Source organism: Micromonospora sp. CA-269861, from assembly GCF_050948505.1.
GTDB lineage: Bacteria > Actinomycetota > Actinomycetes > Mycobacteriales > Micromonosporaceae > Micromonospora.
The window spans coordinates 691,700-715,575 of the sequence record NZ_CP192014.1; the positions used below are offsets into that span (position 1 = coordinate 691,700).

Sequence of the window (23,876 nt, forward strand, 5' to 3'; positions counted from 1 at the left end):
TCCGCGCGGCCGGATCACCGGCCAGTCATGCGGTACGGCGAGAATCCGAGCGCGGCTTGTGGCGCCGTCATTAAGGAACCGCCGTTTGTGTGCTCTGGCGAACGCCTGCCCCACTCACAGCCACTCACAGCGAGGGGTTTTGTCAGTTGAGGTGATCCGTCCCAGGAGCGCTCACCGGGGGAAGTGACGGCGCCGCGAGAAGAGGGAGCCGACCTACGCGACTGCCGCCGACGTGGCGGTGGTGGTGGAGAGGCGACGGCTGCTGGCGGCGCGAAGACTGGCCCGACGTTCGGCTTGCGCCGCCAACGCCTCGGCGGCCTGCGGGGACGCTGCGCCGGTCAGCATGCCGCTGGCGAGGGCTTCGGCGAGGCGGGTGTCGATGCGACCCAACCGCATGCGCAGGGCGTCGGTGCTGATGCCCATCCGGGCCGCGATCGGGTCCATGGCCCGCCGTCCCAGTCGCACGTCGATGTAGGGCTGCTCGTCGTCGGCGTCGAGGATCCCCAGGCGCACCGCGCGGCGTACCAGCACGTCCGGATGCCCGTAGGGCACCTGCGGGGTCCGCGGTCCCGTGACGCGCTCCACGTCCTCAACCAAAACGAACTCGCTGGCCTGTTGGCGCAGCGCGTGCCCGGCGCGCCACCCGGCCCGGCACAACGACGCGTACGGCGCCCGGCGGGCCACGTCCACGTGGTCACGCAGCGCCGTCAGGAAACCCGCGAGGATCTCCGCGCCGATGTCGGCGGGGTCACCGCGGTAGCCGTCAGACAAGCGCCTGGCGTAGCGGCGCAGCGCCGGCATCGCCATGCCGACCGCGGCGATGACCCACTGCGGCCCGTCCAGGCGGGCACGACGGATCAACTCCCGCCACACCGCGTCGCGGGCCGTGTAGGCGCGCGGGTTCGCCAGCAGCCAGTCCCGCAGCGCCGGCAGCGCCACGACACCCCTTGGCAGGCCGTCATCCGGACCGAACATGTCGAGGTCGAGGGACAGGGGCGCCGGGTCGCTGGTCAGCGCCGCGAACGCCACGTCGACGGCGTCCAGGGGCGCGGCGGGCCAGATCGTGTCGGACACACTCATGATCAGTACTCCTCGGTCAGAGACCATCGAGGGCCGCCGCCGTCTTTTCGGCGACGCTGGGATGCCGATTACGCCATGACCCACTCACAACCGCTCACAGCGCAGGTCAGGACCGCTTTCTGCCCCCAGCGGACCGCCGTAGCGCCCCACCCGAACTCCGGGTGTCAGTCCGGCACCTGGCGGGCGACGCGGACGGGCCGCAGTACGGCTGAGCAGGGCTGTGAGCCACCGAGGCGCACCGTGGGCGGCACCCGGACGGCTCAGCGAAGAGGTCACGATCGTCGAGCCGCGCCCACCGCTCACAGTCACTCACAGCGGCTCACAGTCACTCACAGCCGCTGGCCCCGCCCGTCTGGTCAGTGAATCTCGTCCGTCATCGGCGGTCGGATCACTCTCGTTGGCACTGAACCACCTTGGCTGGCGTCGGACTGACAGCGCCGATGAAACGTCGTGCCGTCGAAGGCGCGCCGTAGCCATTTCATCGCTGAGGTCGCACCGCCGCTGGTCACTCGCGCTAGGGGTGCTGAGCAGGGCTGTGAGCGTAGGGGCGGGTGCGAGAAGTGTCCGACAAGAGAGTCTCGGGGCCCTATACGCCCTCCCACTCACAGCGACTCACAGCCGCTCACACAGACTCACAGCGACTCACAGCGGCGTGGCATCCGCTGCCGGCACGCCCGGTAGGCCAGCGGACGACGCCGGCGTGGCGCGAACCCCGACCAAATGCCGCGTCCTCGTCCCTGGGCGTCAGGCCCGGCGCCTCGCCCATGTCGACCGCCGAGGTGTGCGCACCAGTGGGAGAACCCTCGGTCCCGGCTGCCTCGCCCGGGAAGCGGGCGATCCGGTGTCAACGAGGGCGGTCGATTGACAGGTTGTCCGTGCGGGCGTTGGCGATCGCGTCCGAGAGGGCAGGAACGTCGGCATGGTCGCTGTGTCACTTTGTCCGGACACGCGTTCACGAGCGGTCACATGACGTCGAGAAGTGTCGATGGGTATCGTGCGCGCGGCCATGGCCTCAAGGTGGGCACAGCGTGTCCTCCGTGCCTGGACCGGTGTCCGTGACGTCGCACATGTCATCGATGCTCATCGTTGACAACTTGTCCGGCGGGTCGCTGATCAGGCCCGGGACAACTCTTCCTCGCGTGTCACCGGCCTGGAGTGACACTGGCGCAGGTTGGCGGACGTCCGTCCCGTGGCGGCGATGGCCAACCGGCATGACATCACCGCGCCGCGTAGGCGGGTGTGTCAACCGCTCGCCTGCGTTGTCCGCGCTCGTCGGTGACGGACATGTTCGCGGACAACTTGTCATCGACTTGCATGAGTGCCTGACCGGTCGTGCCACTTCGCCGTGTGACACGTTGGCACCGCGGCGGAGCCGTCGGAGGACAGGCTGTCGGAGCATTCGTCAACCGCCACGCCGCCCACCATGTCATCGACTTCTGCCACTGTCCGGGTGGTTGGCGCCGAGGCGGCGGCGCATCGGCGTTGGTATCGGCGCCGGCCCCGTGTGAGCGCACGGACGGGCGGCCTGTGAGCCCCTGTGAGCGGCGGTGAGTCAGGCAGGCGTTCGCCAGAGCACACAGGCGCGGGTTTACAGGTGTCAGCGCCCTGACCGGCGCGGCGCGGAGCCGACATCGAGATGAGTGAGCATCGACGTAAGTACCGCTTGAGTCGTCCCGGCCGGCCGTGCTGGATGTCGCCGAGCCAGGTCGAGCGCCTGTCGGATCTGCTCCTGCGGTCCGGCCGTGAGGGCCGAGTCCGCATCCGGGCATCCGGCCTCACCGCCGCGCGCCCCCGTGCCTGACGCCGTACGCCCGTACCCACCGTTGAGGAGATGACCATGAGATCGTCCAGACGCACTCGAACGGTGCCACCGCAGTCTGGGGAAGAGGCGGCCGCGGGTGAGCGGGAGCCGACGTGGACCGCCGAGCGGATACGCGCCCTGGGCGCCAGCACAGACCTGGCCACCGCCGCGGCAGTGCTCGGCATGTCCCGCTCTGCCGCCTACAAGCTGATCCGCCGCGACGCGTTCCCCGTGCCGCACTTCCGCGTCGGCGCGCACTACCGGATACCGACGGCGCCGCTACTCGCCGCCCTGCACCTGGAGGACCCCGGCACCACGCCGGAGCGCGCCGCCGGTGCCACGAGTGCCCCACCCTAGGCGCCTTGCGCGCCGACCGGGGCCCACCCGTCAAACCCCCACGCCGCGCCAACGCGCGGCCCTCTTCCAGAACCGACCTTGCGCCGGGACCGTCGTCTGACGGTCCCGGCGACTTGATCGTGCCCGCGGATCAAGCGTGGATGTCGATCGACGAATCCGATGCACCCCCACCTGATCGAGGAGCACCACCTGCCATGCCTGACGGAAGCATCTTCAAACGCTGCGGCTGCCGCCACCCCGACACCGGCAAGCCATTCGGCAACGACTGCCCCAAGCTGCGTCGCCCCAACCGCGCCTGGAGTTCCGAGCACGGCCATTGGACCTACCAGCTCGAACTCCCACCCACCGCCGACGGCGTGCGCCGGCAACTACGCCGCTCCGGCCTACCCTCCCGGCGGGCCGCCGCCGACGAACTCGACCACGCCCGCGAACTGCTCGCCCTCGCCAAGGGCGACCGGCGCCGCCGGACCGAGATCGGCGACCTGCTCCAGAACGCCGCACGCACCAAACGGCCCCTGCCTGAGGTCGACCGGATCCGCCAGCGGCTGCGCGGCGACGGCCCCCTCGCTGACGCGCCCACCGTCGCGGACTATCTCACCGGCTGGCTGACTCACCTCAGCGTGGACGACAACACCCTGCGCGGCTACGAGTCCATCGCGCGGGTGCACTTGATCCCGCACCTCGGCGAGGTCCCGCTGGACAAGCTGCGCACCAGCCACGTCCGTGCCATGTTTGTCGCTATCGAACGCCGCAGCGACGACATTCGCGCCGCGAAGATCAGCCCCGACCCGGCGGTGCGCAGGTCCGTCGCCGGGGTGCGGCCCACCGGCCCCACGACCCGGCAGCGCATCCGCGCCTGCCTGCGCAAGGCCATCAACGATGCCCTCGCCGACGAACTGATCGTCGGCTCCAACCCTGCCGCGCTGGTCAAGACCCCGGGTGACCGGCCGCTGCCGATCGTGTGGGAGGACGAACGCGTGCAGCGCTGGAAGGACACCGGAAAGGTGCCCGGACCTGTGATGGTATGGACCGACACCCAGGTCTCCGACTTCCTCGACCACGCCGCCGCGCACGCCCCCGAGCTGCATGCCATGTGGCACTACATGGCCTACCGCGGACCCCGCCGCGGCGAGGCCTGCGGACTGCGTGACAGCGAGGTCCGGCTGCACCGACGGGAGACCACCATCAACAACCAGATCGCCACCCACGGCTACACCCCCGTGCAGAAACGCCCGAAGAGTAGAGCCGGCAACCGCGACGTCGCCCTCGATACCGACACCGTCAAGGTCCTCACCGCCTACAGGGCCCGCCGTGCCCAGTGGCAACTCGCCGCCGGCCCGGCGTGGCCCGACACCGGACTGTTCTTCGTCCGCCCCGACGGCAAGCCGTGGCACCCCAACGCCGTCACCCAACGCTTCCGCCGGCTCGTCCGTAAGGCCGGCCTCCCGCCGATCCGGCTGCACGACCTGCGCCACAGCGCCGCCACCATCGCCCTCGACGCCGGCGTCGACATCAAGGTCCTCTCCGAGCAACTCGGTCACTCCACCACCACCCTGACCCGCGACACCTACCAGAGCGTCACAAAACAGCTGCGCCAGGACGCCGCCGACGCCGTCGCGAAGAAGATCAACCAGAAACGCCGCAAGGCGGGGTGAACCCCACCCTCACGAAAGCGGCGGCGGACGACCGCGGGCCGGGCCGGCCCCGGTCGCCCGAGCGAATACGCTCGCGACGTGGGCGGTGACGACCAGCGGCTGAGCCGGCGGGGCAGCTTCGACGAGGACCCGGACAACTACCAGGCGGCCCGGCCGGGATACCCGCGGCGGGTGTACGAGGTGCTTGCCGAGTGCGGGCTGCGACCGGGTGCGCGCGTCCTGGAGATCGGACCCGGCACCGGGCAGGTGACCCGTCCCCTCGTGGACGCCGGCGCGTCGGTGCTGGCGGTGGAACTCGGTGGCCGGCTGGCAACTCGGCTGCGAACGAACCTGACCGGCCACGACGTGACCGTCGTCGTCGTCGAGGGCGACTTCGCCACCGTGGCGCTGCCCGACGACACCTTCGACCTGGCGGTCTGCGCCACCGCGTTCCACTGGCTGGACGCGGGCGCGGCGGTGCGACGGCTGGCCCGCCTGGTGCGGCCGGGCGGAGGGCTGGCGGTGTGGTGGACGGTCTTCGGCGACCCCGACCGCAGCCCGCCCTGGCGTACGGAGCTGGACGCGGTGTACCGACGATGGCTACCGGGGCAGGGGCGCGGCCCCGCCGGTGTGCCAGCGCCGCTGCGGGTCGCCGAGCGCATGGCGGAACTGCGGGCAGGTGACTGGTTCGGCCCCGTTCAGGTCGAGATGATCCGCTGGGAGCACCAGCTGACCCCGCACGGCGCGCGCGGGCTGTGGGGGACCTTCCCGAACGTCCGCGAGTTGAGCACTGACCAGCGCGAGGCGTTCCTCGACGGCGTCGCCGAGGTGATCGCCCGCCAACCCGGGGCGACGGCGATCGACCACTACGTCACCGCGCTGTACACGGCGCCGCGGCGAGACAGCTCCGCCCTTCCGGCCGGTTCTTGAAAGCGGGCAGCGGACGACTGAAGGCCGCCAGCGATCCACGCCTTCAACGGGGACTGGGCCAGCCGGGACTGCAGGAGCCGGACACCACCTGCAAGCCGATGCGCCCCTCCCAGTGGACGGGGCAGCTCAGGGCCGCCCGGAGGGTGTTCCGGTGTCGGTGGCGGTGTGGCCGCGTTCGAGGATCAGCAGGTAGGAGAACAGGCCCGGCTTCGTACCGTGCACCTGTTCGTGGGCGGAGAGGATTTCGCCCGTGCGGGGGTGGACGATGAGCTGCGTCTGGGAGTTGTCGGCCGTCACGGTGAAGCCGAGGCCGGTTCGTCCGGTGAGGTCAGTCCGCTCGCCCTGGTAGGCGATGGTCGGCACATCCGCGAGGACGCGCAGTGTGGCTGCGCGCTGTGCTCGGTCGAGGTATTGGCTGATGGCGACGCCGACGACGCCGTGGACGAGCATCCGCGGGTATGCGGCCTCGCCGGCCAGCTCGCGTGGGGCCAGCGCACCAGCAAGCTTCGCAGAATCGGTGGTCAGCGGTTCGGGAAGGTACGGCTCGAGATCGCCGCTGACGTATCGCGTCGTCTTTAGGCCGGCAGCGGCGAACTGGCGGCGCTCGTCGGATGTCGGGCGGTGGGCGAGGCCACGCACGTCGGGGAGCCGGCGCGTCACCTCGCGCCCGGAATCATCGGCGTCGCGGCGCCAGCGCTGTAGGTCTGAGCGGGTGATGACATTGGTGGCACGGGTCCAGGATTGGGTGTGCAGGTAGGTGTAGGGCGGGTTGGTGGTGCGATCGGCGGGGGCGGCTGTAATGGTGTCGGCGAGCAGGCGCAGGCGCTGCGGTGGGGTGAGGCCGGGCGCTGTCGCCGCGAGTGCCGGGGATGAGGACACCGAGGGCGTCGCGGGAGTTGGTGTGGCCGATGACGGGCCGGAGGGTCCGGGTTGGCAGCCAGTGAGGAGGAGACCGGCGATCAGGCCCGCCGAGCATCGGCGCGCGGTGGGGGCAGCGCGGAGCAAGGTGTTTCGTGTCCTTCCGATGCGAGTCTGGTGCGGGTGCGCCCAGGCAATCTGTCCCGGTGGTGGGTGTTCAGGTTCGGGCGGTCTAGCTGGTGCGGGGCGTGGCGGTCATCGCGAAGTGCGTGGGATGACCCGGCGGGCCGGTGGCTGTGGTGTGCATGCGGGACAAGGCGGCTGCCATGCGCGCGACGGCGGGGTGGTGGGGATGGACACGGCGGTGGTCGGCGATGGTCCGGGCGAGGAGCTGCCGCGCCGGTTCCGGGCGGCCGTGTTCGTGCAGGACGACGGCGAGGGTGGCTTGGGCGGCGAGGGTCGGTAGTGCGTAGGGTCCGTCGGCTCGGGTGTGGTGGCGGATGAGGTCGCTGTAGCAGTCGGCGGCGGCGCTGAGGTTCCCGGCGGCGCGGTGGGTGGCGGCCAGGACGCGCAGGGCGGCGCGGACGTCCGGGTTGGTGGGGTCGCGCAGGAGGTGGCGCAGGCTGCGGTGTCCCCACTGGGCCCAGGGCAGCGCAGCGGCTGGCTCGCCGCTGGTGAGGGTGAGGGTGGCCAGGAGCGCGGCGGCGCGGGCGGTCGCGGTGTCCAGGGCGAGCCTGCCGCTGGTGGGATTGATGTGCAGGAGCCCGCTGTGCAGGACGTCGATGGCACGTTCGAGCGTGTTGTCGGCCGCGTGGCGCTGGGCCACGTGCAGACGCTGAGCCATGCCCATCATCGGGCCGGTGATCTGGCGTGAGATGGCCCTCCAGGTGATGTGCAGGTCTGTGCCGGTCGCGCCGACGGCGACGCGGTGGATCGGGCCGAGCGCGTAGGAGGCGGCCTGGGTCGTCTTGCCGGCTGGGACAAGGTGTGGGGTGCGGTGCAGGATCACTGCGGCGACGGCGTTGCGGATCTCGTCGGCCAGAACCGGTGTGCGCCCGTAGGACGGCGAGCACAGGTAGACCCTGCCGCAGCCGGGCAGCTGGATGAGGACCATGGATCGCGCGCAGGTGTGGCAGGCCAGGAGGTCGGGTGGCACGGGCGCGGCCTGTACGGCGCGGGCCCGCGAGACCCATTCCTCGACCGTCGCGGGCGACAGGCCATGGCCGCGGGCCACGTCCCGGAACGCTCGGTGCAGGCCGTTGACGGCGGCGTGCTCGATGCTCGCGGCGACGACTTCGGCGACAAAGGCGGGTGTCCACGCGGCGAGGACTGGCGTCCGCGTCGGCATCGGCGTTCCTTCCTGCTGTTCGTGTTCGGGTGGTGGGTGCGGGTAGAGCCGCTGGAGTGGCGCAGGCGGTCACGGCCCAAGGCTGCTGCCGATCTGGGCGGAGGGTGTGGCCGGCGGCGACAGCGGGGGACCGTCGTCGCCGGCCACGTCGGTCGCCCCTGCCGTCCCTCTACGGGCGGGCGACCGGCTTGTACGCCCCCTTCGTGGGCCGAGCGCAGCTGGCGGGCGGTGACGCGGGGACGGTGATCGATAAACTCAGTCAGGGCTGTGACCTGGACCTGGGCGTCTGCACCCGGCCTAGCGTTGCGCGTCGGACTGGGGGCGCGTCGGCGCGGTGACGGTTGCCGGCCTGGCGGTGTTCACGGGCCAGGCTCCGCGAGCCGGGTGAGGGTTGCGGCGCATCGGGGCGATGAGCGGCCCGTCGGGCAGGGTGAGCGCGGGTCTCGGGAGGTAGCCGTGCCGGCGGTACACGTCGTGGCTGCCGTGGATGGTCTCGGTCCAGGAGGGCATGTCGATGCGGTCGAGGCGGCTCTCGTGGTGGGTGAGCATCGCCGCGCCGATGCCGCGCCGCTGGGCGGCGGGAAGGACGGCGAGCACTGCCAGGTGGTAGTGAGGCTCGGTGGGTCGGACTTGGGTGAGCAGCTGGTCGAGGAGTTCAAACTGCCGCGCGTGCGGGCCGGCGGCGTCGGCCAGTCGGCTGCGGTAGTTCGACGGTGGCGGGATGCTGCGGTAGCGGTGAAACCCCATCGCGGCGGCGCTCAGGTCGTCGGTGATCTGAATGTCGCCGAAGAACATGGCGTGCTCCACCCAGATCACTGCCACATCGGCCAGGATCCGCCGCCGGCAGGTCGGATCCGGCACTAGCCACTGGGCGAGCGGGCCGGAATGCAGGGCGTCGGCGACGATCGCGGCGACCGGTTCCTTGTCCGCCCACCGGGCGGCACGGATACGCGGAATGACGTCCATGAGATGCCTCCAAGGGCAGCGGATCGGGTGGGATGGCGCGGGGCTCACCGGTAGGCGGCGGTGGCGAGGTCACCGACGACGGCGTCCACCGCGGCGGTAATGTCGCGGACCTGCCGGTGGTGCTGCGCGGCGATGGTGCGCAGCTGCACGGTGAGGGCGGCGATGTCGTCGGCGAGGTACAGGTGCTGGGTCAGGCCGAGGGTCGCGACGAGGCCGCCCAGGGCGGCGGTGTGGTTGTCGGGCTGATCATGGCCGGCGGCGATGTAGTGCAGCCGGGCGCGGGCGACGACCGGCCACTTGAGGTCGGCGGGCAGATAACGGTCGGTGCGGGCCAGCCCGCCGAGGCGGCGGCGCACGTCGTGGCGCAGGATCCCGCCAGCGTGCAGGCCGGCGCGGGTGCGGTCGTACAGGTCGTCGGCGAATCCGCGCAGCCACCCCCGCAGGGGCGGGGTCGGGTGGGCGTAGCGGATGGAGGCCAGGGCGGTGTCGGCGATCAGATCCCCGACCGGGCGGTCCAGGTGCAGCCAGAGACGCTGCTCCTCGCCCGGCCCGGTGTCGCCGCTAGTGTCGAGAGCGATCCGCCCGGCGAGGAAAAGGTCGATGAGTACCGCACCGGCCAGGCCGAGGGCGAGGGCCTGGCGGTGAATGTGCGGCTGACCGGTGTCGTCGTCGTGACCGAGCAGGAACAACTCGTCCCGCAACGGCAACTGGGGGATGGAGGAGGCCATGTGGATCCCGCCCTCTACCGCGGCAAGCCGGCGTGCTGTCGGAGGCGGGCGTGCATCCCGCCGCAGGCGGCCTGCGGCTGCGGAAGCAGTAGCTTGTCGACGGCGGCGAGGACCGTGTAGTTCGGGTCGCAGACGTTGCCGATCGGCGCCCGCCCGGCCTGCGACACCAGCTGGTAGGCGTCGAGCTGCTCCAGGCCGGTGAGGTCACTCACCCAGCCGACCAGGTCGCGGTGCGCGATCCGGTACGCGTCCTCCAGGGGACGGGCGCAGCCAACTGACATGATCGACGTGTCGGTCTCCAGGCGGGGCCACACCGTCGGAACGCCTTTGATGACTTCGATGATCAGGGTGGTGGTCGTGGCGATCTCCACCCCGACGCCGCAGGCCTCACCCTCGCCCTGGCGGGCGTGCCCGTCGCCGAGGGCGAGCATCGCCCCGTGCACGTTCACCCCCAGGTACAGGGTGGCCCCGGCGCGCAGCTCCGGGCTGTCCAGGTTCCCGCCGTGGGAGTCGGGGACGATCGTGGAGCGGGCCTCGAACCCGCCGGGCGCGACCCCGATCGTGCCGATCATCGGATCCAGCGGCAGGTCGACGCTGTGGTCGCTGCCCGTGGCGTGGAAGCGGATCGTCCCGGCCTGCCGGTCGATGTCGTACACCCACACCCGCTCCTCCAGCGGCGGCTGCAGCGTAGCGGTGTGCGAGGTCGAGGTGAGTGCTCCGAAGTGCGGGAACGTCGACGAGACTCCCCAGTCCCGGGCGGGCTCGATGGCAGCGAGGTAGATCGCGAGGGTGTCGCCGGGCTCAGCGTCCTCGACGAAGAACGGCCCCGACACCGGGTTCAGGTACGGCATCCGGCACACCCGCGACGGCAAATCCGCCGGCCCGCGCACGAGACCGCCGAAGCAGTCCTCCGTGAACACCCGCAGCACGTCGCCGGAGCGGACGTGGGCCACCGGCATCCGGCCACCGAAGGTGTAGGCCAACTCATCGCGAGCCGGACGGTAAGTGATCGTGTCCATGCCGGTCACACCCGTTCCACGTGACGGGCCTGCGGCTGCGCGGGCGCCAAACCCGACAGCGCGGGCCGGCGGCCAGCCAGGTACAGGCCAGCGAGCACGACCACGCCGAGGGCGAGCCACGCCAGACCGAGGCGCTGCGCGGCGATGTTCGCGTTGCCCACCACGTAGGCGAGGATCGCGAACCCGATCCCGGGCATGACCAGGTGCGCCCACCAGTTCCCGCTGCGCTGGCGGATGAGGTGGTGCACGACCACGGAGACGTGCAGGACCAGGAACGCGACCATCGCCCCGAAGTTGATCAGCGACGACAGCAGCGTGATCCCGTCCGCGCGGGTGGCCATGTAGAGGCCGAGCACCAGGGACACGGCGCCGGTGAGCAGGGTCGCGTTGATCGGCACGTTCCGGCGGATCGACACCTTCGCCAAGAAGGCGGGCAGTTGCCGGTCCCGCGCCATCGCGTACAACAGCCGGGACGTGGCGACCTGGGCGACCATCGAGTTCGGCAGCCCCCACGCGATCGCGGTTGCTACCGCGCACAGGGTCGCCAGCCAGCCTCCGCCAGCCACCTGCGCGGCGTCGTAGAAGGCGGTGCCGTTCGAATCCCCGTCGCTGAGCAGCGAGGCCGGCTCGGGGACGAGCATCGCGGCCAGCCAGGTCTGAGCGATGAACAGTACCCCGGCCAGGATGAGGACGGCGGCCATGGCCCGGCCGATCTGCCGGGAACCGCCCTTGGTCTCCTCGGCCAGCATGGAGATGCCGTCGAAGCCGAGGAAGGACAGCACCGCGATCGACACCGCACCGGCGACAAGCGACCAGGTGAACGTGTCGGAGTTGTAGAACGCGTCCCAACTGAACCTGCCCCTACCCGAGGCAAGAGCCCAACCGGCGACAGCGAGAAAGACCGCCAGGACGACCAACTCACCGACCAGCATCACCCGGGTCACCATCGCGGTCATCCGCATCCCGACAGAGTTGACGACCGTGTTGACCGCGACGAACCCGAGCAGCCACAACCAGACCGGCACCGCCGGGACGGTGGCGTGCATCGCCACCGACGCCACCAGGTACAGCAGACCCGGCACGAGAACGTAGTCGAGCAGGATCACCCAGCCGGCCAGGAACCCGACCGGTGCGCTGATACCCCGGCCGGCGTAGTTGTAGACGCTGCCCGACATCGGGAACGCCTTCACCATCTGCGCGTAGGAGAACGCGGTGAACACCAACGCCACCACACCGACCGCGTACGCCAGGGCCACCATCCCGCCGGAGCCGGCGTACACACTGCCGAAGATCGCCATCGGCGCGATCGGCACCATGTACACCAGCCCGTACGCGACCAAGTCCCGAAACCGGAGTTGCCGGCTCAGTTCCTGTCGATAGCCATATCGGGAGAGGTCATTCTGAAAACTCATCACACTCCTCAAATGTCTGCGTCCTGGCCAATCTCGCGACTCGCAGCTGACTCGTCAGCGAAGGCAACCGCTTCGTCGGACCTGAACCGCTGCTAATGATTTCGACCAGCAAGCGGACAGGTGTCTCAGCAACGAGATTTGCTCACCGAGACAGATGAGTCGATAGCGCTGATGCGGACACACGGTGTTGTCCGCATGCAACTGTCCGCGTAGCGTTCGACCACGTACGGTCAGACCTTTCCAACTGCGGCAGTGACGGACAGACAGCACTCAGGAGTACCGGTGGCGCAAACTCCACGACGGCTGACCCCGCACCGATCGGCGCTGCATGGATTCGGTGCCGCGCTTCGGCAGTGGCGCGAGCGCCGCGGGCTGTCCCAGCGCGCTCTGGGCGGGCTGGTGCACGTCAGCGGGGACCTCATCGGCAAGGTGGAGAAGGCCGAACGTTGGCCGTCCGCCCGCTTCGTCGAGTCGTGTGAGGGCGCACTGCAGACGGGTGGTGAGCTGGTCCGCTTTCTGTCAGACCTCGAGAGTGGGCGTCGCCTCACCAGCGTCGGCTACCGCTTGATCGACGGTGCGGAGGGCCAACTCCGGGCCTCCATCGATCATCCCGACAGGCCCTACCTGCTCCGCTCGTGGTACGAGCAGCTCGCCGGTCTGTCCATTGCCGGAAACCGCACCGGATACGCCGGGATGGCGTCCACCGCCCATGCGCAGATCAGCATCGCAGCCGCCGTCGGGCGGCGAAGCCGTTCAGCCGATCGTCGAGACGTACTCATCGCGCAGGCACTGTGGGCGGAGTTTCTCAGCTGGATCGACGAGCAGGGCGACGCCGCCGAGGCTGACGCCTGGCTGCGACGCGCCCAACAGCAGGCCGTCGAAGCCAACGCGCCGGCGCTCGCCAGCTACGTCCTGATGAGGCAGAGCCAACGCGCCCTCGAACGCTTCGATCCGCGTAATGCCATTGCCTTGGCGCAGCGGGCGCTGGAGGAGGTCCGGCTACCAGGCCGTATCCGCGCTCTACTGCTGATCCGCCAGGCCCAGGCCTACGCGATGGGAGGTGACCAGAACGCCTGTGCAGCCAGCATCGACAAGGCGCACAGGGTCGCCGGCAGCGCCGACTGGGGCTCGGAACTGCCGATCGATGTCGGCGTCCACTGCGACGCGGTGTACGTGGCTGCCCACGAAGCGCAATGCCGTCTGCTCCTCGGCCAACCGGCGGCTGCTGCCGATCTCTACGAGCAACTCCTGCGCCACTGGCCAGCTCAGTGGCGCGTCGACGAGGCCCTTTGGCGATCGGCCCTGTCCACCGCCTATCTCAACAGTGGCGACGTCGAGCGCGCGGCGACCGAGGCCGCCAACGCCCTGGCCTTGGCCACTGGCACCTCCTCCGCGCGAGCTCTGCGCTGGTTGAACCCGACGGCGGTGGCCCTGCGCCAGCAGACAGCCATTCCCGAGGCGGCGGCCTTCGTGCTCGCCTATCGGCGGGCGACCCTCGAAGCGTGCAACCATTAGCCCGTGGATCTCATCACCACGGCGACGAGCACCGACGAGTCCGAACGAGCAGCGTCCGTCGCGGTCCTCCCAGTCGGGAGTTTCGAACAGCACGGCGCCCACCTCCCGCTGCTGACGGACACCATCGTGGCATGCGCGATTGCGAAGGCAGTCGCCGAGCGCTACGGCCTCTTTCTGCTGCCGCCCGTGACGATCTCCTGCTCCCACGAGCACGCCGCGTGGCGTGGAACGGTCAGTATCAGCGCCACCACCCTCACCGCCGTGGTCGGTGACATCGCTGACTCCCTACGTGAATCGGGCGTCGATCGGCTCGCCGTGATCAACGGACACGGCGGGAACTACGCCCTTGCCAACATCGTTCAGGAAGCCAACGTCGCCGGACCGAGGATGACTCTGTTCCCCGCTCGGGCCGACTGGGACGACGCGCGCGTTGCCGCCGGCCTGCACAGCACAGCCCACCAGGACATGCACGCTGGCGAGCTCGAGGTTTCGCTGCTTCTGCACGTTGCGCCGGAAGTGGTACGTGATGGCTTCCAGCATGCCGACCACCTAGCGGACGACCGGCGTCACCTCCTCACGCGGGGCATGAGTGGCTACACCACCAGCGGCGTCATTGGTCTGCCGTCCCACGCCACCGCGGCCAAGGGCAAAGCCGTACTCGAGGACCTTGTTCGCTCATTCGCCGACCACTACGGCCTCCTGCCGGGACCCTAGGCAGGATCAGGAATGATGCTGGACGAGGCTTTCGTTCGCATCGACATTGCCCCTGGGAGAGCGCTCGGGCGGACGCGGTTGACGAGCCCGCCGTCGTCCGGCCCGCGTGGAAGTTGTCCGAGGAGGACCTGTGAGGCTGGGCGACAGGATCGCTGAAGTGTCGGTGGACGACGCCGTCCGCGCCTCAGTGAGTTATGACCAGCTGCGTACCGGTGATGACGGCCTGTACTGGCTGGAGACTCGCCCCGACGCCGGCGGGGGCACGACGGTGACACGGTGGCGGCCCGGCGAGGGCAAGCGTGACATCAGTCCGAAGGGCTTCGATGTCGCCAGCGGCGTTCACGCGTACGGAGGCGGATCGTTCGCTGTCGCCGAGGAGACGTTGTGGTGCGTCGGCCGAGATGGCCTCTACCGGAGCCGCCGTCACGGCGACGAACTCGAATTGGTCAGCCATGGATCCCTCGGTGACCTGACGATCGGCGACGGTGAGTTGCTGGCTGTGCGGGAGTCGGAGCAGGGTGACCAACTCGTCGCGGTGTCGCTCACCGGTGATCCGCAGATGCGAACTCTCGTCTCGACCCGAGGGTTTCTCGGCGCGCCTCGGCCGGGTCCGGGTTCGTTGGCCTGGACCGCGTGGAGCGAGCACGACATGCCCTGGGACGCGTGTGAGGTGTGGGCCGCCGCCTACTCACCGCACGGTGGGGTCGAGGACCCAGTGAGGCTCGCCGGGGGCCCTGATGAGTCTGCGGTGGAGCCGCGGTGGGGACCCGACGGGGCGTTGTACTTCGTGTCGGACCGCAATGGCTGGTGGAACCTCTACCGGTGGAACGGGCTCAAGGTGGAGGCGGTGGCGCCGATCGCGGGCGAGTGCGCCGCGGAGCCATGGGAGCTGGGTTACGCGTCTTACGGCTTCCTCGACGACGGTCGGATCGTCGTGGCGGTGCAGGAGGGGCCGCGACACCGCCTCGTCATCATCGAGCCCGACGGCACTGTCCGCCCGGTCGACCTCCCGTACACGTCGATCAAGCCGTACCTGGCCGTGCAAGGGACGACGGTGGCGTTGATCGGATCATCACCGACCGCGGCCCCGCAGGTCGCGCTGATCGACCTGGCTGACGCCGATCCTCAGGTAGAGGTGCTTGCCAGGTCGGAGCACGCCGGACTCGACGGGGCGCGAGTATCGGCGCCGACGGAGCTTCGCGTTCCAGTGGCCAATGGTCGGGAGGTGTTTGCCCTGGTGTATCCGCCGACGAGCGCGGCGGCGGACTGGCGGGCACCGGTGATCGTGCGGGCCCATCCTGGGCCTACCGCCTCCTGCCTGCTGCGCCTGGACTGGCAGGCGCAGTTCTTCACCAGTCGCGGGTTCGCCGTCGTGGATGTCGACTATCTGGGTAGCACCGGGTACGGCCGGGTGTTCCGGGAATCGCTGTACGGCCGGTGGGGTCTGGACGATGTCGATGACTGCGCGGCGGTGGCGGTGCACCTGTTGTCGGCGGGGCAGGCGGTGCCAGGGCAGGTGTTCATCCGTGGTGCCAGCGCCGGCGGATACACGGCGTTGCACGCGGTGGCCCAGGACGGCCCGTTCACCGCCGCCACCGCCGTGTCGGCGATCGTGGATCCCGAGCGGTGGGCGAAGACGGTGCCCCGGTTCCAGCGCGCGCACGCGGTGCGGCTACGAGGTGGCGCCGGTCGGGTCCGAGCCGCCGATGTCCAACGGCCAGTGCTGCTCATTCACGGCACCGCCGACGAGGTGGCCGTGGTCGAAGATGTGTGCGAACTCGCCGAGGAGCTAACCTCTCGCGGCATGGCGCCCGAGGTGCTGCTTCTTGCTGATGTCGGCCACTATGTGGCGTCGTCCCGTCGAGCGGGCGCGGCGCTGGAGGCGGAGTTGGCTCACTACCGCTCGGTGATGGCGGATGCAGCCAACGATCGACAGGGGTTACACAGCCGCCAGCGGTAGTCGGTGACGCACGTACTCGCCGAACTCGCGGACCTCGGGCTCACACCGATAGGGCTCGAGGTCGACCTGTACCTCGACGATGCGCTGCAGGCAGCGGTGTGAGGTGGTTCGTGCGGCGTAGTCGACTGCCTCGCGTGCGGCGGCGCAGGCTTCGTCGATGCGGCCGGCGGCGGCCAGCGACGAGGCCAGGAGCGCGGTGTCGATGGCGAGTCGCCGGACATGGGTGGGACTCAGCGCGGTGAGGGCCTCGCCCAGGTGCAGCTGGGTGTGCTGCGGTCGGCCCAGGTCGTGGAAGCAGTGGGCGATCTCGTCGGCGAGGTACGCCGCGTCGAAGTACCGGATCCACGGAGGCTCGTCCTCGGGCTTGCTACGGGCCAGTTGCTTCTCCGCGATGTCGAAGTGGGTCAGGCAATCGCGTTCGCGTCCGAGGCGGGCGTGCGTGCGCGCCACCACCGCGTGCAGTGCGGCTGCCACCGCGGGAGTCGCCTGGGTCTCGCTCCCTCTCACCGCCGTCAGCGCCATCCTGCGTGCCGGCTCGGGGTGCCCGCAGTGCAGCGCGAGGTGACCGATGTTCACGGCGAGCAGGTAGCTGCCGTACGGGCGGTCCTCGGCAGCTTCCGTCAGACGCAGAGCGCGAAGGTAACGGCGCTGGGCGAGGCCATGGGCGCCAGTGTCAACCGCCTGGTACCCGCAGAGCTCGAAGAATCCCGCCGCCAGCGTGTAGAGATGGCGACCAACAGTGTCAGAGGTGGGAGTATTCGCCAACAGCCGGTTCAGCTCGCCTTCGACGTACCGCTGCACCTGCGCGTGGACTCGTCCGGCGCCGTGGGTGTGGTCCAACTGCCGGAACATCGCCAGAGCGGTCTCCGCCGAATGAAGATCCTCTTCGTCAACATGGTCAGGCGAGCCGGGTCGTCCGGCCACGGGCGGCCGGGGTCCCGCCGCAGCGTTCAGCCAGTCAAGGGCGGCGCTGTCCAGGACACCGGGTTGGAACGGGACCCGAGCGACCATCTCAACCAGCCCCAACGTTCCTGTCGGGCGATTGGACAGCGCGCTGCTGAGGCCGCCGCCGGCCGGTGAGGGGGTGCTCGGCTTGCCGTCGCTGGTCCGGTTACTGCCGAGCAGCGGTAGCAGGCGCATCAGGGAGCCGCCGGTCACCAGCGCCTTGTCGCAGGCCTCGACGAACTCGCGGGAGGGAAACCGGTCGGCCGTTTCCACCCGACGCACGAGATCGGCACTAAAGCGGATCATGGTTCCGAGCCGCGCCTGCGAGAGGTTGGCGCGCTCGCGCAGTCGGCGCAGTTCGGCGCCGAAGAAATGGCGCTCGGACAGGGATGGCTGGAGCGCTCGCGGGGTCTGGCCCATGACACCGCCTTTCGGGCTGTGCGTCGCCGATGGCATTGAGCAGCGTGGACATCGCGCACATAGGGTCACCCAGTGTTCAGCGCGGCGCAACCAGGATCGCCGGGAACTGCGCTACATGACCGTCGACCCAGAAGGCGCGCCGCATGCGGACAGTGCCTTCGTCCGCATGCTCGGCATTCACGACGGCAACTTTGAGGGCGAGTGTGAGGAGAACGGGGCGCGACCACTCGTCAGATCAGCCCTGGTTCTCCACGACCCTGGGAGGTGCCAGTGGAGCACGAAGTCCGCGTCAACATGCTCGTGCCAACTGCGATCGTCACCCAGATGACCCCCGACCAGGCCGCCGGTCACCGCTGCCTCCTCGGGCGCTGCGGTGAACCGGAAGAGGTGGCGGACACGATCATGTTCCTGCTCTCACCGAAGGCGTCGTACACCACCGGCAGCACGCTGCAGGTCCACCGAGGACTGGGACTGCGATGACGACTACCCACGGCGGCATCACCGAGATCGATTACGCAGCCATGATCCGCGCCCTGAACCAGGTCCACTACGCGGGCGAGACGTCGTTCTACAACAACGCAAGGCTGCGCCCCTGCGAGGAGGCGCTCTACCACTGGCTCGGCGTGGAGGCGCGAATCCTCGATGTGGGATGCGGTGCCGGTCGCGTCGCCCAAGCGATAACCGCATTGGGCGGCGACATCGTCGGCGTCGACATCAACGAGGCGGCCCTGGCCGTTGCCCGGGCCGCGTGCCCGAACGGCACCTTCGTGCACGGCAGCATGAACGCCCTGCCACTACCGACGGACCGTTTCGACCAGGTGTGGTGCCTGCGCTTCTCCTTCAACGCGCTGGCAACCGAGGCCGAACGGGTTGAGACCCTGCACGAGATGTGGCGGGTGTGTGCCCCGGGAGGCACCGTCCTGGTGGAGACGTTCAACTGGTACTACGCCGGCCGGCTCGGGCTTGTGCGTATCGCCAATCTGCTGGACCTGGCCGCCCGCGCCGCGCGATGGCGGGGGCAGCGCCGCACCGGCTCGCGGCCCCTGCCAGCGCGCGACATCATCTACCTCGCCAACAAGACCAGCGGAGCGGCACCCGGCTACGCCCACCTCACCACCGCCCACGAGCTGTACCTCCTCGCGGCGACATGCGGGATCCGGCAGTACGCGACCGTGACGTCGGAGGAGGGTGTCCTGTCGGCCCCCGCGCCCCCGGTACGCGGCAGACACCGCCGGTACTCGATGTGGCTCGTCCTCCGCAAGCCCGGGGAGCGGTCATGAGCTTGTTGAGAGTCGGCGACCACGCGCTGGAGATCCGGATCGCTGAGTCGGCACCACGCTGCCTGCGGCGGTTCGTCGCCCGACTCGCTGACACGGAACTGCCGACCATGCCGGCCGGGCAGGTCATGCAGGTACGTGACGGGCACCGAACCCGGCTGAACGTCGACGTCAGTAGAGGTGAGGTCCTCCTGGAACTGGCCGCAGAGCTGGCGGGCGATCCACCCACGTTGGAGATCGGAGTGCTCCAGGCTGCGGCACGCTCCTTGGCCGTCATGGGGGACGGCGAGCTGACGCTCCTGCACGGGAGTGCGGTGACCATAGACGGCGGACGGTCGGCCATAGCGGTGCTGGACGGCGGACGCGGGCAGGGCAAGACATCACTCGCGCTGGGCGTCGCCGCTCACGGAGGCAGCCTCCTGGTCGACGAGTTCGCCTTCACCGCTTTCCCCTGCCGTCAGCCCTGCGTGGTGCCGATGCCCACCCTGCCCTGGCACGTACGCGCCGACATGGCGCCGCTGCTGGCACCTCACGCCACCGAACGGCTCCTCTACCCGGTGGATCTTCCCACCCCCACCACGGCCGGACACCGCCCGCTGCCGCTGAGCCTCATCGTCATTCCGGATCAGGGTCTTGCGGCGGGTGAACTGCGCGAGACGCCTACTCCCGCAGCCCGGGATCTGCTGCGCGCGGCGGTGACCGACCACGAGGCGAAGCTACGCGACCCGACTCTTGACCACGTCTCGATCTTCTCCTCGGCTGACGAGGTCACCATCAGCCGCAGTCTTCCCGCATTCAACTTCGGGGAGATGGCGCTCGACGCGCTTGCCGCTGTACCGGTCATCCGCGTCGGCATCGGCAAGCCAGACGATTTGCCCACCAGTGTTGCCGCGGTGATCCGTCGGACAAGAGGAGATTCGTGATACGGCAGCCGGCCGCGCCACCGATGCTCCTCCTCGCCGGCACCAGCGAGGCCGGAAAGTCGAGCGCGGGCGAGTACCTGGCCGCCCTCGGCTCCCGCCGCGTCAAGATCAGGACGGTCCTCGTGCAACTCAGCTCAGGCCGGCAGGCCTACCACGAGGGCGTGGAGACGCGGGAAGGCTTCGGGTACGACGAGTTCGTCGCGAAACTCCTCGCACTAACCGACCGCGGCGAGGCCCCCTTGGCAGTCGAGAGCTTCATCGATGCCGTTTTGGCTGTGACTGTGAAGCGAACGTGGCCAGCACCATGCTCGATCATCTTCATCACCGCACCAGAACTCGTCCGCGTCAGACGCCTCGCGCGGGCCCGAGGGCTGACCGCCGACGAGGCCCGACGCATCATCCGACGCAAAGACGAGCGGAAACGCGTCCACGAACAGCTTCCGGCCTGGCGCGCGATTGCCGATCACTGGATCGACAACACTGCCAACATCATCACCTTCAGGGCTCGTCTCCGGGACGCGTTCCAGACCATGCAGACATCCTCAGGAGGCATCCAGCCATGACTCGTCGATACGCCTCCGCCGGTGCCGTCGTCGCGACCGACGACCTCAGCTCCCCACAAGTCCTGCTCCTCGATCAGGTCCGAAAGACCGGTGAACGACAGACCGTCGCGCCGAAAGGCCGACTGGAGCGAGGCGAGGCACCACTCCTCGCAGCCAAGAGGGAGGTGGCCGAGGAAGCCGGCCTCACCGACACGCACTACAGCGCGTATCTCGGGCAGGAGGCTTACACGTTCACCGACAACGACGGCACGCCAGCGGCGAAGATCGTCGACTGGTTCCTCTTCTCGACGTCCACCACCACCACAACGCCGGCCCGGGACGAAGGCTTCGTCCAGGCCCGCTGGCTCGAGGCTCCCGCCGCCCGGCAGGCCGCCAGCCATCCCCAGTTCCAGCAGGTGCTGGATCGCGCCCTTGCCGTCATCACCTGGCGTGCCGCTAATCCCCTGCCGTTCAGCCGAAAGCTCAGTTACCTGGTCAACCAGGTGGCGGCAGAGGCCGAGGCCGTCATCGCCGGGCATCCGGATGCCGGGGTGGGGCTGTGCGGATCGGCCGCACGAGGAGACTTCATCGAGGGCTGGAGCGACGTCGACTTCATCGCTTGGAACCTGCCCCCCACCTCGTCCGCCGCCACGTCGCTCCACGAGATCGTCAGTGAAGCGGCCCGACGCCACGGTTCTCGAGCGTCGCTGCACCTCGCCGACAGCCACGGGGGCGACGCCCGTCGCCTCGGTCCGCTCTACGACATGAAGATGCGGGAGGTGCTGCGTCGTGTAGGGCTCGACACCGCCGTGATCGCAGGTGCCACCGCCCCTACGCCGGCCGCCACCTCAGAACTGACCGATCTCGCTGGTGATGTTGGCGTACTGCACGAGTTTGCCGTCGCCCGTCTGGCCGCCAGCCACCACACAGAATCGGAGCGCGAGGACACCGCACGCCGGGTGTTGTCGGTGCTGTCGAGCGCCGGTCGGCTGCTTGTCGCACATCAAGCGCCAGAGGTCGGCCTGCGGCTTCCCGAGGTGATCGAGGCGCTGCGCGACTGGCCGGGCACCGAACTCAGATCGCTCCTTGAAGACTACGACGCCTACCGCCGTGCAGGCGCAGACGACGCAGCACAGGCCGATCGGCTCGCTGTACGGGTGCCAGGTGCGCTCGTGGCCGTGAGGAGCATGCTCGAAGAATCGGCATCCCTATGATCATTTTCGTCGACGGGATCGACGGCAGCGGGAAGACCACTCTCATCGGACACCTTGCCGCCGCCCTGAACCGCAGTGGCGCCGAAGCAGTCGTCTCCAGCCCACTGTGGCGTTATCTCCCCACGATCGCCGCAGCGGAACAGTTCGCCTCCTGGGTCGTCAGTACCACTGGTCTGGACGTCGCAGAAGCGCTCATCACGGCAATGATTGATCGCCTCGACGACCTCCGCGACCTGAGCGTCGCACAAGACCACGTGCACCTGGTTGATCGCGGGCCGAAGACCGTCTACGCATCCGCCCGCGCCCACGCTTACGAACGACGCACGGCAATCGAACCACTTCGGGAACGTCTGGCCACCTCGGTCCGAGCGCTCACCGACGTCCACCCGTGCGTGGCGATCGAACTTGGGGACGGCGTGGAAGCGCTCCGGACGGCCCTTCCGCGCCTCACATCGTCTCAGACCGTGACGCCCGGATACCTGGGGTATTTGCAAGCATTGGCCACAGAGATGCATACCTTCGGCGACTGGCCGGGCCTGCCAACGCAGCGACTTGACATTTCCATGTCGACCGAATCCAACTGCGCGGCGATCCTCGAGTCTCTCCGCCTCCCGAGTCCCAGGAACGGCCGCGCCGACGTAGGAGCAGGAGTGTCCGCAAACAGACGGGACTGGCGGACATGAGCCAGCGCATGCCTGCCAACGTCCCACCGCCGCACGGGCGGCGAGCGGCTGCACTGCTGGCAGCCGTAGTGGAAGCCCGTACGGCCTGGCTCGCTGCCACTGTCGACGTGCTGCACCAGCGGAAATCTGTGGGGGCGGCGTGGCTAGTGGGATCTGTCGGACGAGGCAGCGCTGACCCGTACAGCGACGTCGACCTCGTCGTGGCCGTTGACGACACCACACCCCAAAGCGTGCTCGACGATCCGGTTGCCGGCCTGCATTTGCCAGGCCGGCTGCTGTTCACCAGAGGTAAGCCCTGCAATGCCCCCGCCGGTGGCGGATACGTGACCGTGTGCGTCGAGCTGGCCGCCTTACCCATTCTGATCGATCTCTACTTGTGGCCCGTCACCACCGCCGCCATACCCTCCGACGGTCGGCTCCTGCTGTATCGCGAATCACCACCACTTCGCACCGGCTTGGCGTTCATGCCGCTGCTGGATCAGCACCGCACCCCGGACTCCACCGGTGCCGACGCGAATCACCCGGCGAGCATCCTGCTCCTGGTGCAGTTGGCCGCGAAGTATCTCGCCCGTGGCGACGGACAGCGCCATGTCGCCATCACCCGGCACTTGGGGTTTCCATCCGGCGTCGAGATCGTCACGCTGCGGCAGATCCTCGACGAACGCGTCGACCAAACCGCCGCCGAGGTCATGCGCGCCGCGATCAACGCGGCCCACCGCCTCCTCGACCTCGTCGACACCGCTACCGGCGACGGGCTGACACGGGACGGCGGGCCCTCTAGGAACGCCAGGTAGTTTCAGCTGTCGAGCACTTCTACTGTCATCGATTGGGGGTGCCGGCCACGTGTCGCACATCGAGAAGATCACCGGTGAGTTCCGCGCGTTGATGACCGGGGTCGAACGCGCGCAGGGGTTGGCAGCCGCCGCCGACAGTCAGGCGCAGGAGGTGGCGTTGCGGGCTGCGGGCGCCGGCTTCGTCGCCGTGGCGGCGGGTGTGGCGCGGGTGCGTAACGCGATCACGGGCATCCAGGGTGCCCTGGGAAGTCTTGCCGGGTCGATCGGTGAGGCAGCGAAGGCGACCGCGGCCGTGCCGAACGAGGCCACCCCGCAGGAGACGATCGCCGGGCTGGCGCCTGTGCTGACCGCCGTGGACGCCGCTCGTGACGCGGCGGCCGGGGCTATCACCGGAGTCGGGGAGGCGCAGCAGCTCGTCGCCGTGGTCCTGCAGGGTGGGCAGCCCGCGCCGCTGTTGCAGGCCCTGGAGGCCATCAAGCAGGTCCTGGTACTGGTCGTTCAGCGCACCGGCGGGGCCCGGCAGGCCATCGAAGGGGCGATCGCGCAGGCCCGGCAGTTGGGGTCGTCGGGAAACTGACTGGGGCTGGCCGTCATCCACCGGCCAGCCCCGCCCCTCATACCACCGGCAGCCCATCCCCGACGGCCCCCACCCTGGGCAGAACTGTCTCCACGGACCCTGACGCAGCAACCCCGTGGACCAGGCGTCCCACCGGCGTCGGCGGTGGGTCGCCTACCGGACGTCGAACCCGGATCTCC

Annotated in this window: 22 protein-coding genes; 14 read left to right on the forward strand and 8 right to left on the reverse strand. The window is 69.4% G+C overall.

Annotated elements, in window-relative coordinates; all coding sequences use genetic code 11:
• Positions 1-213: 213 nt before the first annotated feature.
• Complete coding sequence (locus ACQP0U_RS03170; protein ID WP_433315621.1) at positions 214-1,080, reverse strand: hypothetical protein; 867 nt, start codon at positions 1,078-1,080, stop codon at positions 214-216.
• A gap of 1,837 nt (positions 1,081-2,917) precedes the next feature.
• Here ACQP0U_RS03170 and ACQP0U_RS03175 point away from each other — a divergent pair.
• The 3 genes from ACQP0U_RS03175 (at position 2,918) to ACQP0U_RS03185 (ending at position 5,802) form a co-directional block, all read left to right on the forward strand.
• Positions 2,918-3,238 (forward strand): helix-turn-helix domain-containing protein, encoded by a 321-nt coding sequence (locus ACQP0U_RS03175; RefSeq protein ID WP_433315623.1) that lies wholly within the window; start codon positions 2,918-2,920, stop codon positions 3,236-3,238.
• A gap of 194 nt (positions 3,239-3,432) precedes the next feature.
• Positions 3,433-4,893, forward strand: a complete 1,461-nt coding sequence (locus tag ACQP0U_RS03180) for a tyrosine-type recombinase/integrase (protein ID WP_433315625.1) — start codon at positions 3,433-3,435, stop codon at positions 4,891-4,893.
• 78 nt (positions 4,894-4,971) lie between these two features.
• Positions 4,972-5,802 (forward strand): class I SAM-dependent methyltransferase, encoded by an 831-nt coding sequence (locus ACQP0U_RS03185; protein WP_433315626.1) that lies wholly within the window; start codon positions 4,972-4,974, stop codon positions 5,800-5,802.
• Positions 5,803-5,928: 126 nt separating this feature from the next.
• Here the strand turns inward: ACQP0U_RS03185 and ACQP0U_RS03190 are convergent, their stop codons facing one another.
• The 6 genes from ACQP0U_RS03190 to ACQP0U_RS03215 form a co-directional block, all read right to left on the reverse strand.
• Entirely contained in the window at positions 5,929-6,681 is a 753-nt protein-coding gene (locus ACQP0U_RS03190) for a hypothetical protein (RefSeq protein WP_433315628.1), read from the reverse strand.
• A 211-nt stretch (positions 6,682-6,892) separates the two neighbouring features.
• On the reverse strand, positions 6,893-8,008 hold the full coding sequence (locus ACQP0U_RS03195; RefSeq protein WP_433315630.1) for a tetratricopeptide repeat protein: 1,116 nt from the start codon (positions 8,006-8,008) through the stop codon (positions 6,893-6,895).
• A 297-nt stretch (positions 8,009-8,305) separates the two neighbouring features.
• Positions 8,306-8,974: a GNAT family N-acetyltransferase gene (locus ACQP0U_RS03200; RefSeq protein WP_433315632.1), complete on the reverse strand. Its 669-nt coding sequence runs from the start codon at positions 8,972-8,974 to the stop codon at positions 8,306-8,308.
• Positions 8,975-9,018: 44 nt separating this feature from the next.
• A complete protein-coding gene (locus tag ACQP0U_RS03205; protein ID WP_433315634.1) occupies positions 9,019-9,702 on the reverse strand; it encodes a GOLPH3/VPS74 family protein in 684 nt (227 codons plus the stop codon).
• A gap of 14 nt (positions 9,703-9,716) precedes the next feature.
• Positions 9,717-10,730, reverse strand: coding sequence for an acetamidase/formamidase family protein (locus ACQP0U_RS03210; RefSeq protein ID WP_433315636.1), 1,014 nt, complete (start codon positions 10,728-10,730; stop codon positions 9,717-9,719).
• Positions 10,727-12,133, reverse strand: a complete 1,407-nt coding sequence (locus ACQP0U_RS03215) for an APC family permease (protein ID WP_433315638.1) — start codon at positions 12,131-12,133, stop codon at positions 10,727-10,729. Before ACQP0U_RS03215 ends, ACQP0U_RS03210 begins: the two co-directional genes overlap by 4 nt.
• A gap of 282 nt (positions 12,134-12,415) precedes the next feature.
• Here ACQP0U_RS03215 and ACQP0U_RS03220 point away from each other — a divergent pair, with 282 nt between their 5' ends.
• From ACQP0U_RS03220 to ACQP0U_RS03230, 3 genes are all read left to right on the forward strand, one after another.
• Complete coding sequence (locus ACQP0U_RS03220; RefSeq protein ID WP_433315640.1) at positions 12,416-13,648, forward strand: helix-turn-helix domain-containing protein; 1,233 nt, start codon at positions 12,416-12,418, stop codon at positions 13,646-13,648.
• 3 nt (positions 13,649-13,651) lie between these two features.
• Positions 13,652-14,362 carry a creatininase family protein gene (locus ACQP0U_RS03225; protein WP_433315642.1) on the forward strand — a complete coding sequence of 237 codons (711 nt, stop codon included), beginning with the start codon at positions 13,652-13,654 and terminating at the stop codon, positions 14,360-14,362.
• A gap of 157 nt (positions 14,363-14,519) precedes the next feature.
• Positions 14,520-16,322 carry a S9 family peptidase gene (locus tag ACQP0U_RS03230; protein WP_433315644.1) on the forward strand — a complete coding sequence of 601 codons (1,803 nt, stop codon included), beginning with the start codon at positions 14,520-14,522 and terminating at the stop codon, positions 16,320-16,322.
• Here the strand turns inward: ACQP0U_RS03230 and ACQP0U_RS03235 are convergent.
• Complete coding sequence (locus tag ACQP0U_RS03235; protein WP_396818308.1) at positions 16,302-17,687, reverse strand: helix-turn-helix domain-containing protein; 1,386 nt, start codon at positions 17,685-17,687, stop codon at positions 16,302-16,304. The genes ACQP0U_RS03230 and ACQP0U_RS03235 overlap by 21 nt on opposite strands.
• A gap of 270 nt (positions 17,688-17,957) precedes the next feature.
• On the opposite strand from ACQP0U_RS03235, the gene ACQP0U_RS03240 reads away from it, so the two are divergent.
• The 8 genes from ACQP0U_RS03240 to ACQP0U_RS03275 are packed head-to-tail and all read left to right on the forward strand — an operon-like array spanning position 17,958 to position 23,697.
• Positions 17,958-18,167: an SDR family oxidoreductase gene (locus ACQP0U_RS03240; protein WP_393216970.1), complete on the forward strand. Its 210-nt coding sequence runs from the start codon at positions 17,958-17,960 to the stop codon at positions 18,165-18,167.
• Complete coding sequence (locus ACQP0U_RS03245; protein ID WP_433315647.1) at positions 18,164-18,967, forward strand: class I SAM-dependent methyltransferase; 804 nt, start codon at positions 18,164-18,166, stop codon at positions 18,965-18,967. The genes ACQP0U_RS03240 and ACQP0U_RS03245 overlap by 4 nt, the downstream gene beginning before the upstream one ends.
• Positions 18,964-19,887 (forward strand): hypothetical protein, encoded by a 924-nt coding sequence (locus ACQP0U_RS03250; protein ID WP_433315649.1) that lies wholly within the window; start codon positions 18,964-18,966, stop codon positions 19,885-19,887. The genes ACQP0U_RS03245 and ACQP0U_RS03250 overlap by 4 nt, the downstream gene beginning before the upstream one ends.
• Positions 19,884-20,450, forward strand: coding sequence for a hypothetical protein (locus tag ACQP0U_RS03255; protein ID WP_433315651.1), 567 nt, complete (start codon positions 19,884-19,886; stop codon positions 20,448-20,450). The genes ACQP0U_RS03250 and ACQP0U_RS03255 overlap by 4 nt, the downstream gene beginning before the upstream one ends.
• Positions 20,447-21,643: an NUDIX domain-containing protein gene (locus tag ACQP0U_RS03260; RefSeq protein ID WP_433315653.1), complete on the forward strand. Its 1,197-nt coding sequence runs from the start codon at positions 20,447-20,449 to the stop codon at positions 21,641-21,643. Before ACQP0U_RS03255 ends, ACQP0U_RS03260 begins: the two co-directional genes overlap by 4 nt.
• On the forward strand, positions 21,640-22,326 hold the full coding sequence (locus ACQP0U_RS03265; RefSeq protein ID WP_357129757.1) for a hypothetical protein: 687 nt from the start codon (positions 21,640-21,642) through the stop codon (positions 22,324-22,326). Before ACQP0U_RS03260 ends, ACQP0U_RS03265 begins: the two co-directional genes overlap by 4 nt.
• The gene (locus ACQP0U_RS03270) at positions 22,323-23,120 is read left to right on the forward strand and encodes a nucleotidyltransferase domain-containing protein (RefSeq protein WP_433315655.1); all 798 of its coding nucleotides are present in this window, start codon (positions 22,323-22,325) and stop codon (positions 23,118-23,120) included. Before ACQP0U_RS03265 ends, ACQP0U_RS03270 begins: the two co-directional genes overlap by 4 nt.
• Positions 23,121-23,169: 49 nt before the next feature.
• Positions 23,170-23,697, forward strand: a complete 528-nt coding sequence (locus ACQP0U_RS03275; protein WP_433315656.1) for a DUF6244 family protein — start codon at positions 23,170-23,172, stop codon at positions 23,695-23,697.
• Positions 23,698-23,876 lie beyond the last annotated feature (179 nt).

Excerpts from the sequence above, each read along its gene's own strand:
- ACQP0U_RS03170 (WP_433315621.1), bottom strand. The coding sequence starts at position 1,080 with ATGAGTGTGTCCGACACGATCTGGCCCGCCGCGCCCCTGGACGCCGTC.
- ACQP0U_RS03175 (WP_433315623.1), top strand. The coding sequence starts at position 2,918 with ATGAGATCGTCCAGACGCACTCGAACGGTGCCACCGCAGTCTGGGGAA.
- ACQP0U_RS03180 (WP_433315625.1), top strand. The coding sequence starts at position 3,433 with ATGCCTGACGGAAGCATCTTCAAACGCTGCGGCTGCCGCCACCCCGAC.
- ACQP0U_RS03195 (WP_433315630.1), bottom strand. The coding sequence starts at position 8,008 with ATGCCGACGCGGACGCCAGTCCTCGCCGCGTGGACACCCGCCTTTGTC.
- ACQP0U_RS03200 (WP_433315632.1), bottom strand. The coding sequence starts at position 8,974 with ATGGACGTCATTCCGCGTATCCGTGCCGCCCGGTGGGCGGACAAGGAA.
- ACQP0U_RS03205 (WP_433315634.1), bottom strand. The coding sequence starts at position 9,702 with ATGGCCTCCTCCATCCCCCAGTTGCCGTTGCGGGACGAGTTGTTCCTG.
- ACQP0U_RS03215 (WP_433315638.1), bottom strand. The coding sequence starts at position 12,133 with ATGAGTTTTCAGAATGACCTCTCCCGATATGGCTATCGACAGGAACTG.
- ACQP0U_RS03235 (WP_396818308.1), bottom strand. The coding sequence starts at position 17,687 with ATGGGCCAGACCCCGCGAGCGCTCCAGCCATCCCTGTCCGAGCGCCAT.
- ACQP0U_RS03245 (WP_433315647.1), top strand. The coding sequence starts at position 18,164 with ATGACGACTACCCACGGCGGCATCACCGAGATCGATTACGCAGCCATG.
- ACQP0U_RS03250 (WP_433315649.1), top strand. The coding sequence starts at position 18,964 with ATGAGCTTGTTGAGAGTCGGCGACCACGCGCTGGAGATCCGGATCGCT.
- ACQP0U_RS03260 (WP_433315653.1), top strand. The coding sequence starts at position 20,447 with ATGACTCGTCGATACGCCTCCGCCGGTGCCGTCGTCGCGACCGACGAC.
- ACQP0U_RS03265 (WP_357129757.1), top strand. The coding sequence starts at position 21,640 with ATGATCATTTTCGTCGACGGGATCGACGGCAGCGGGAAGACCACTCTC.
- ACQP0U_RS03270 (WP_433315655.1), top strand. The coding sequence starts at position 22,323 with ATGAGCCAGCGCATGCCTGCCAACGTCCCACCGCCGCACGGGCGGCGA.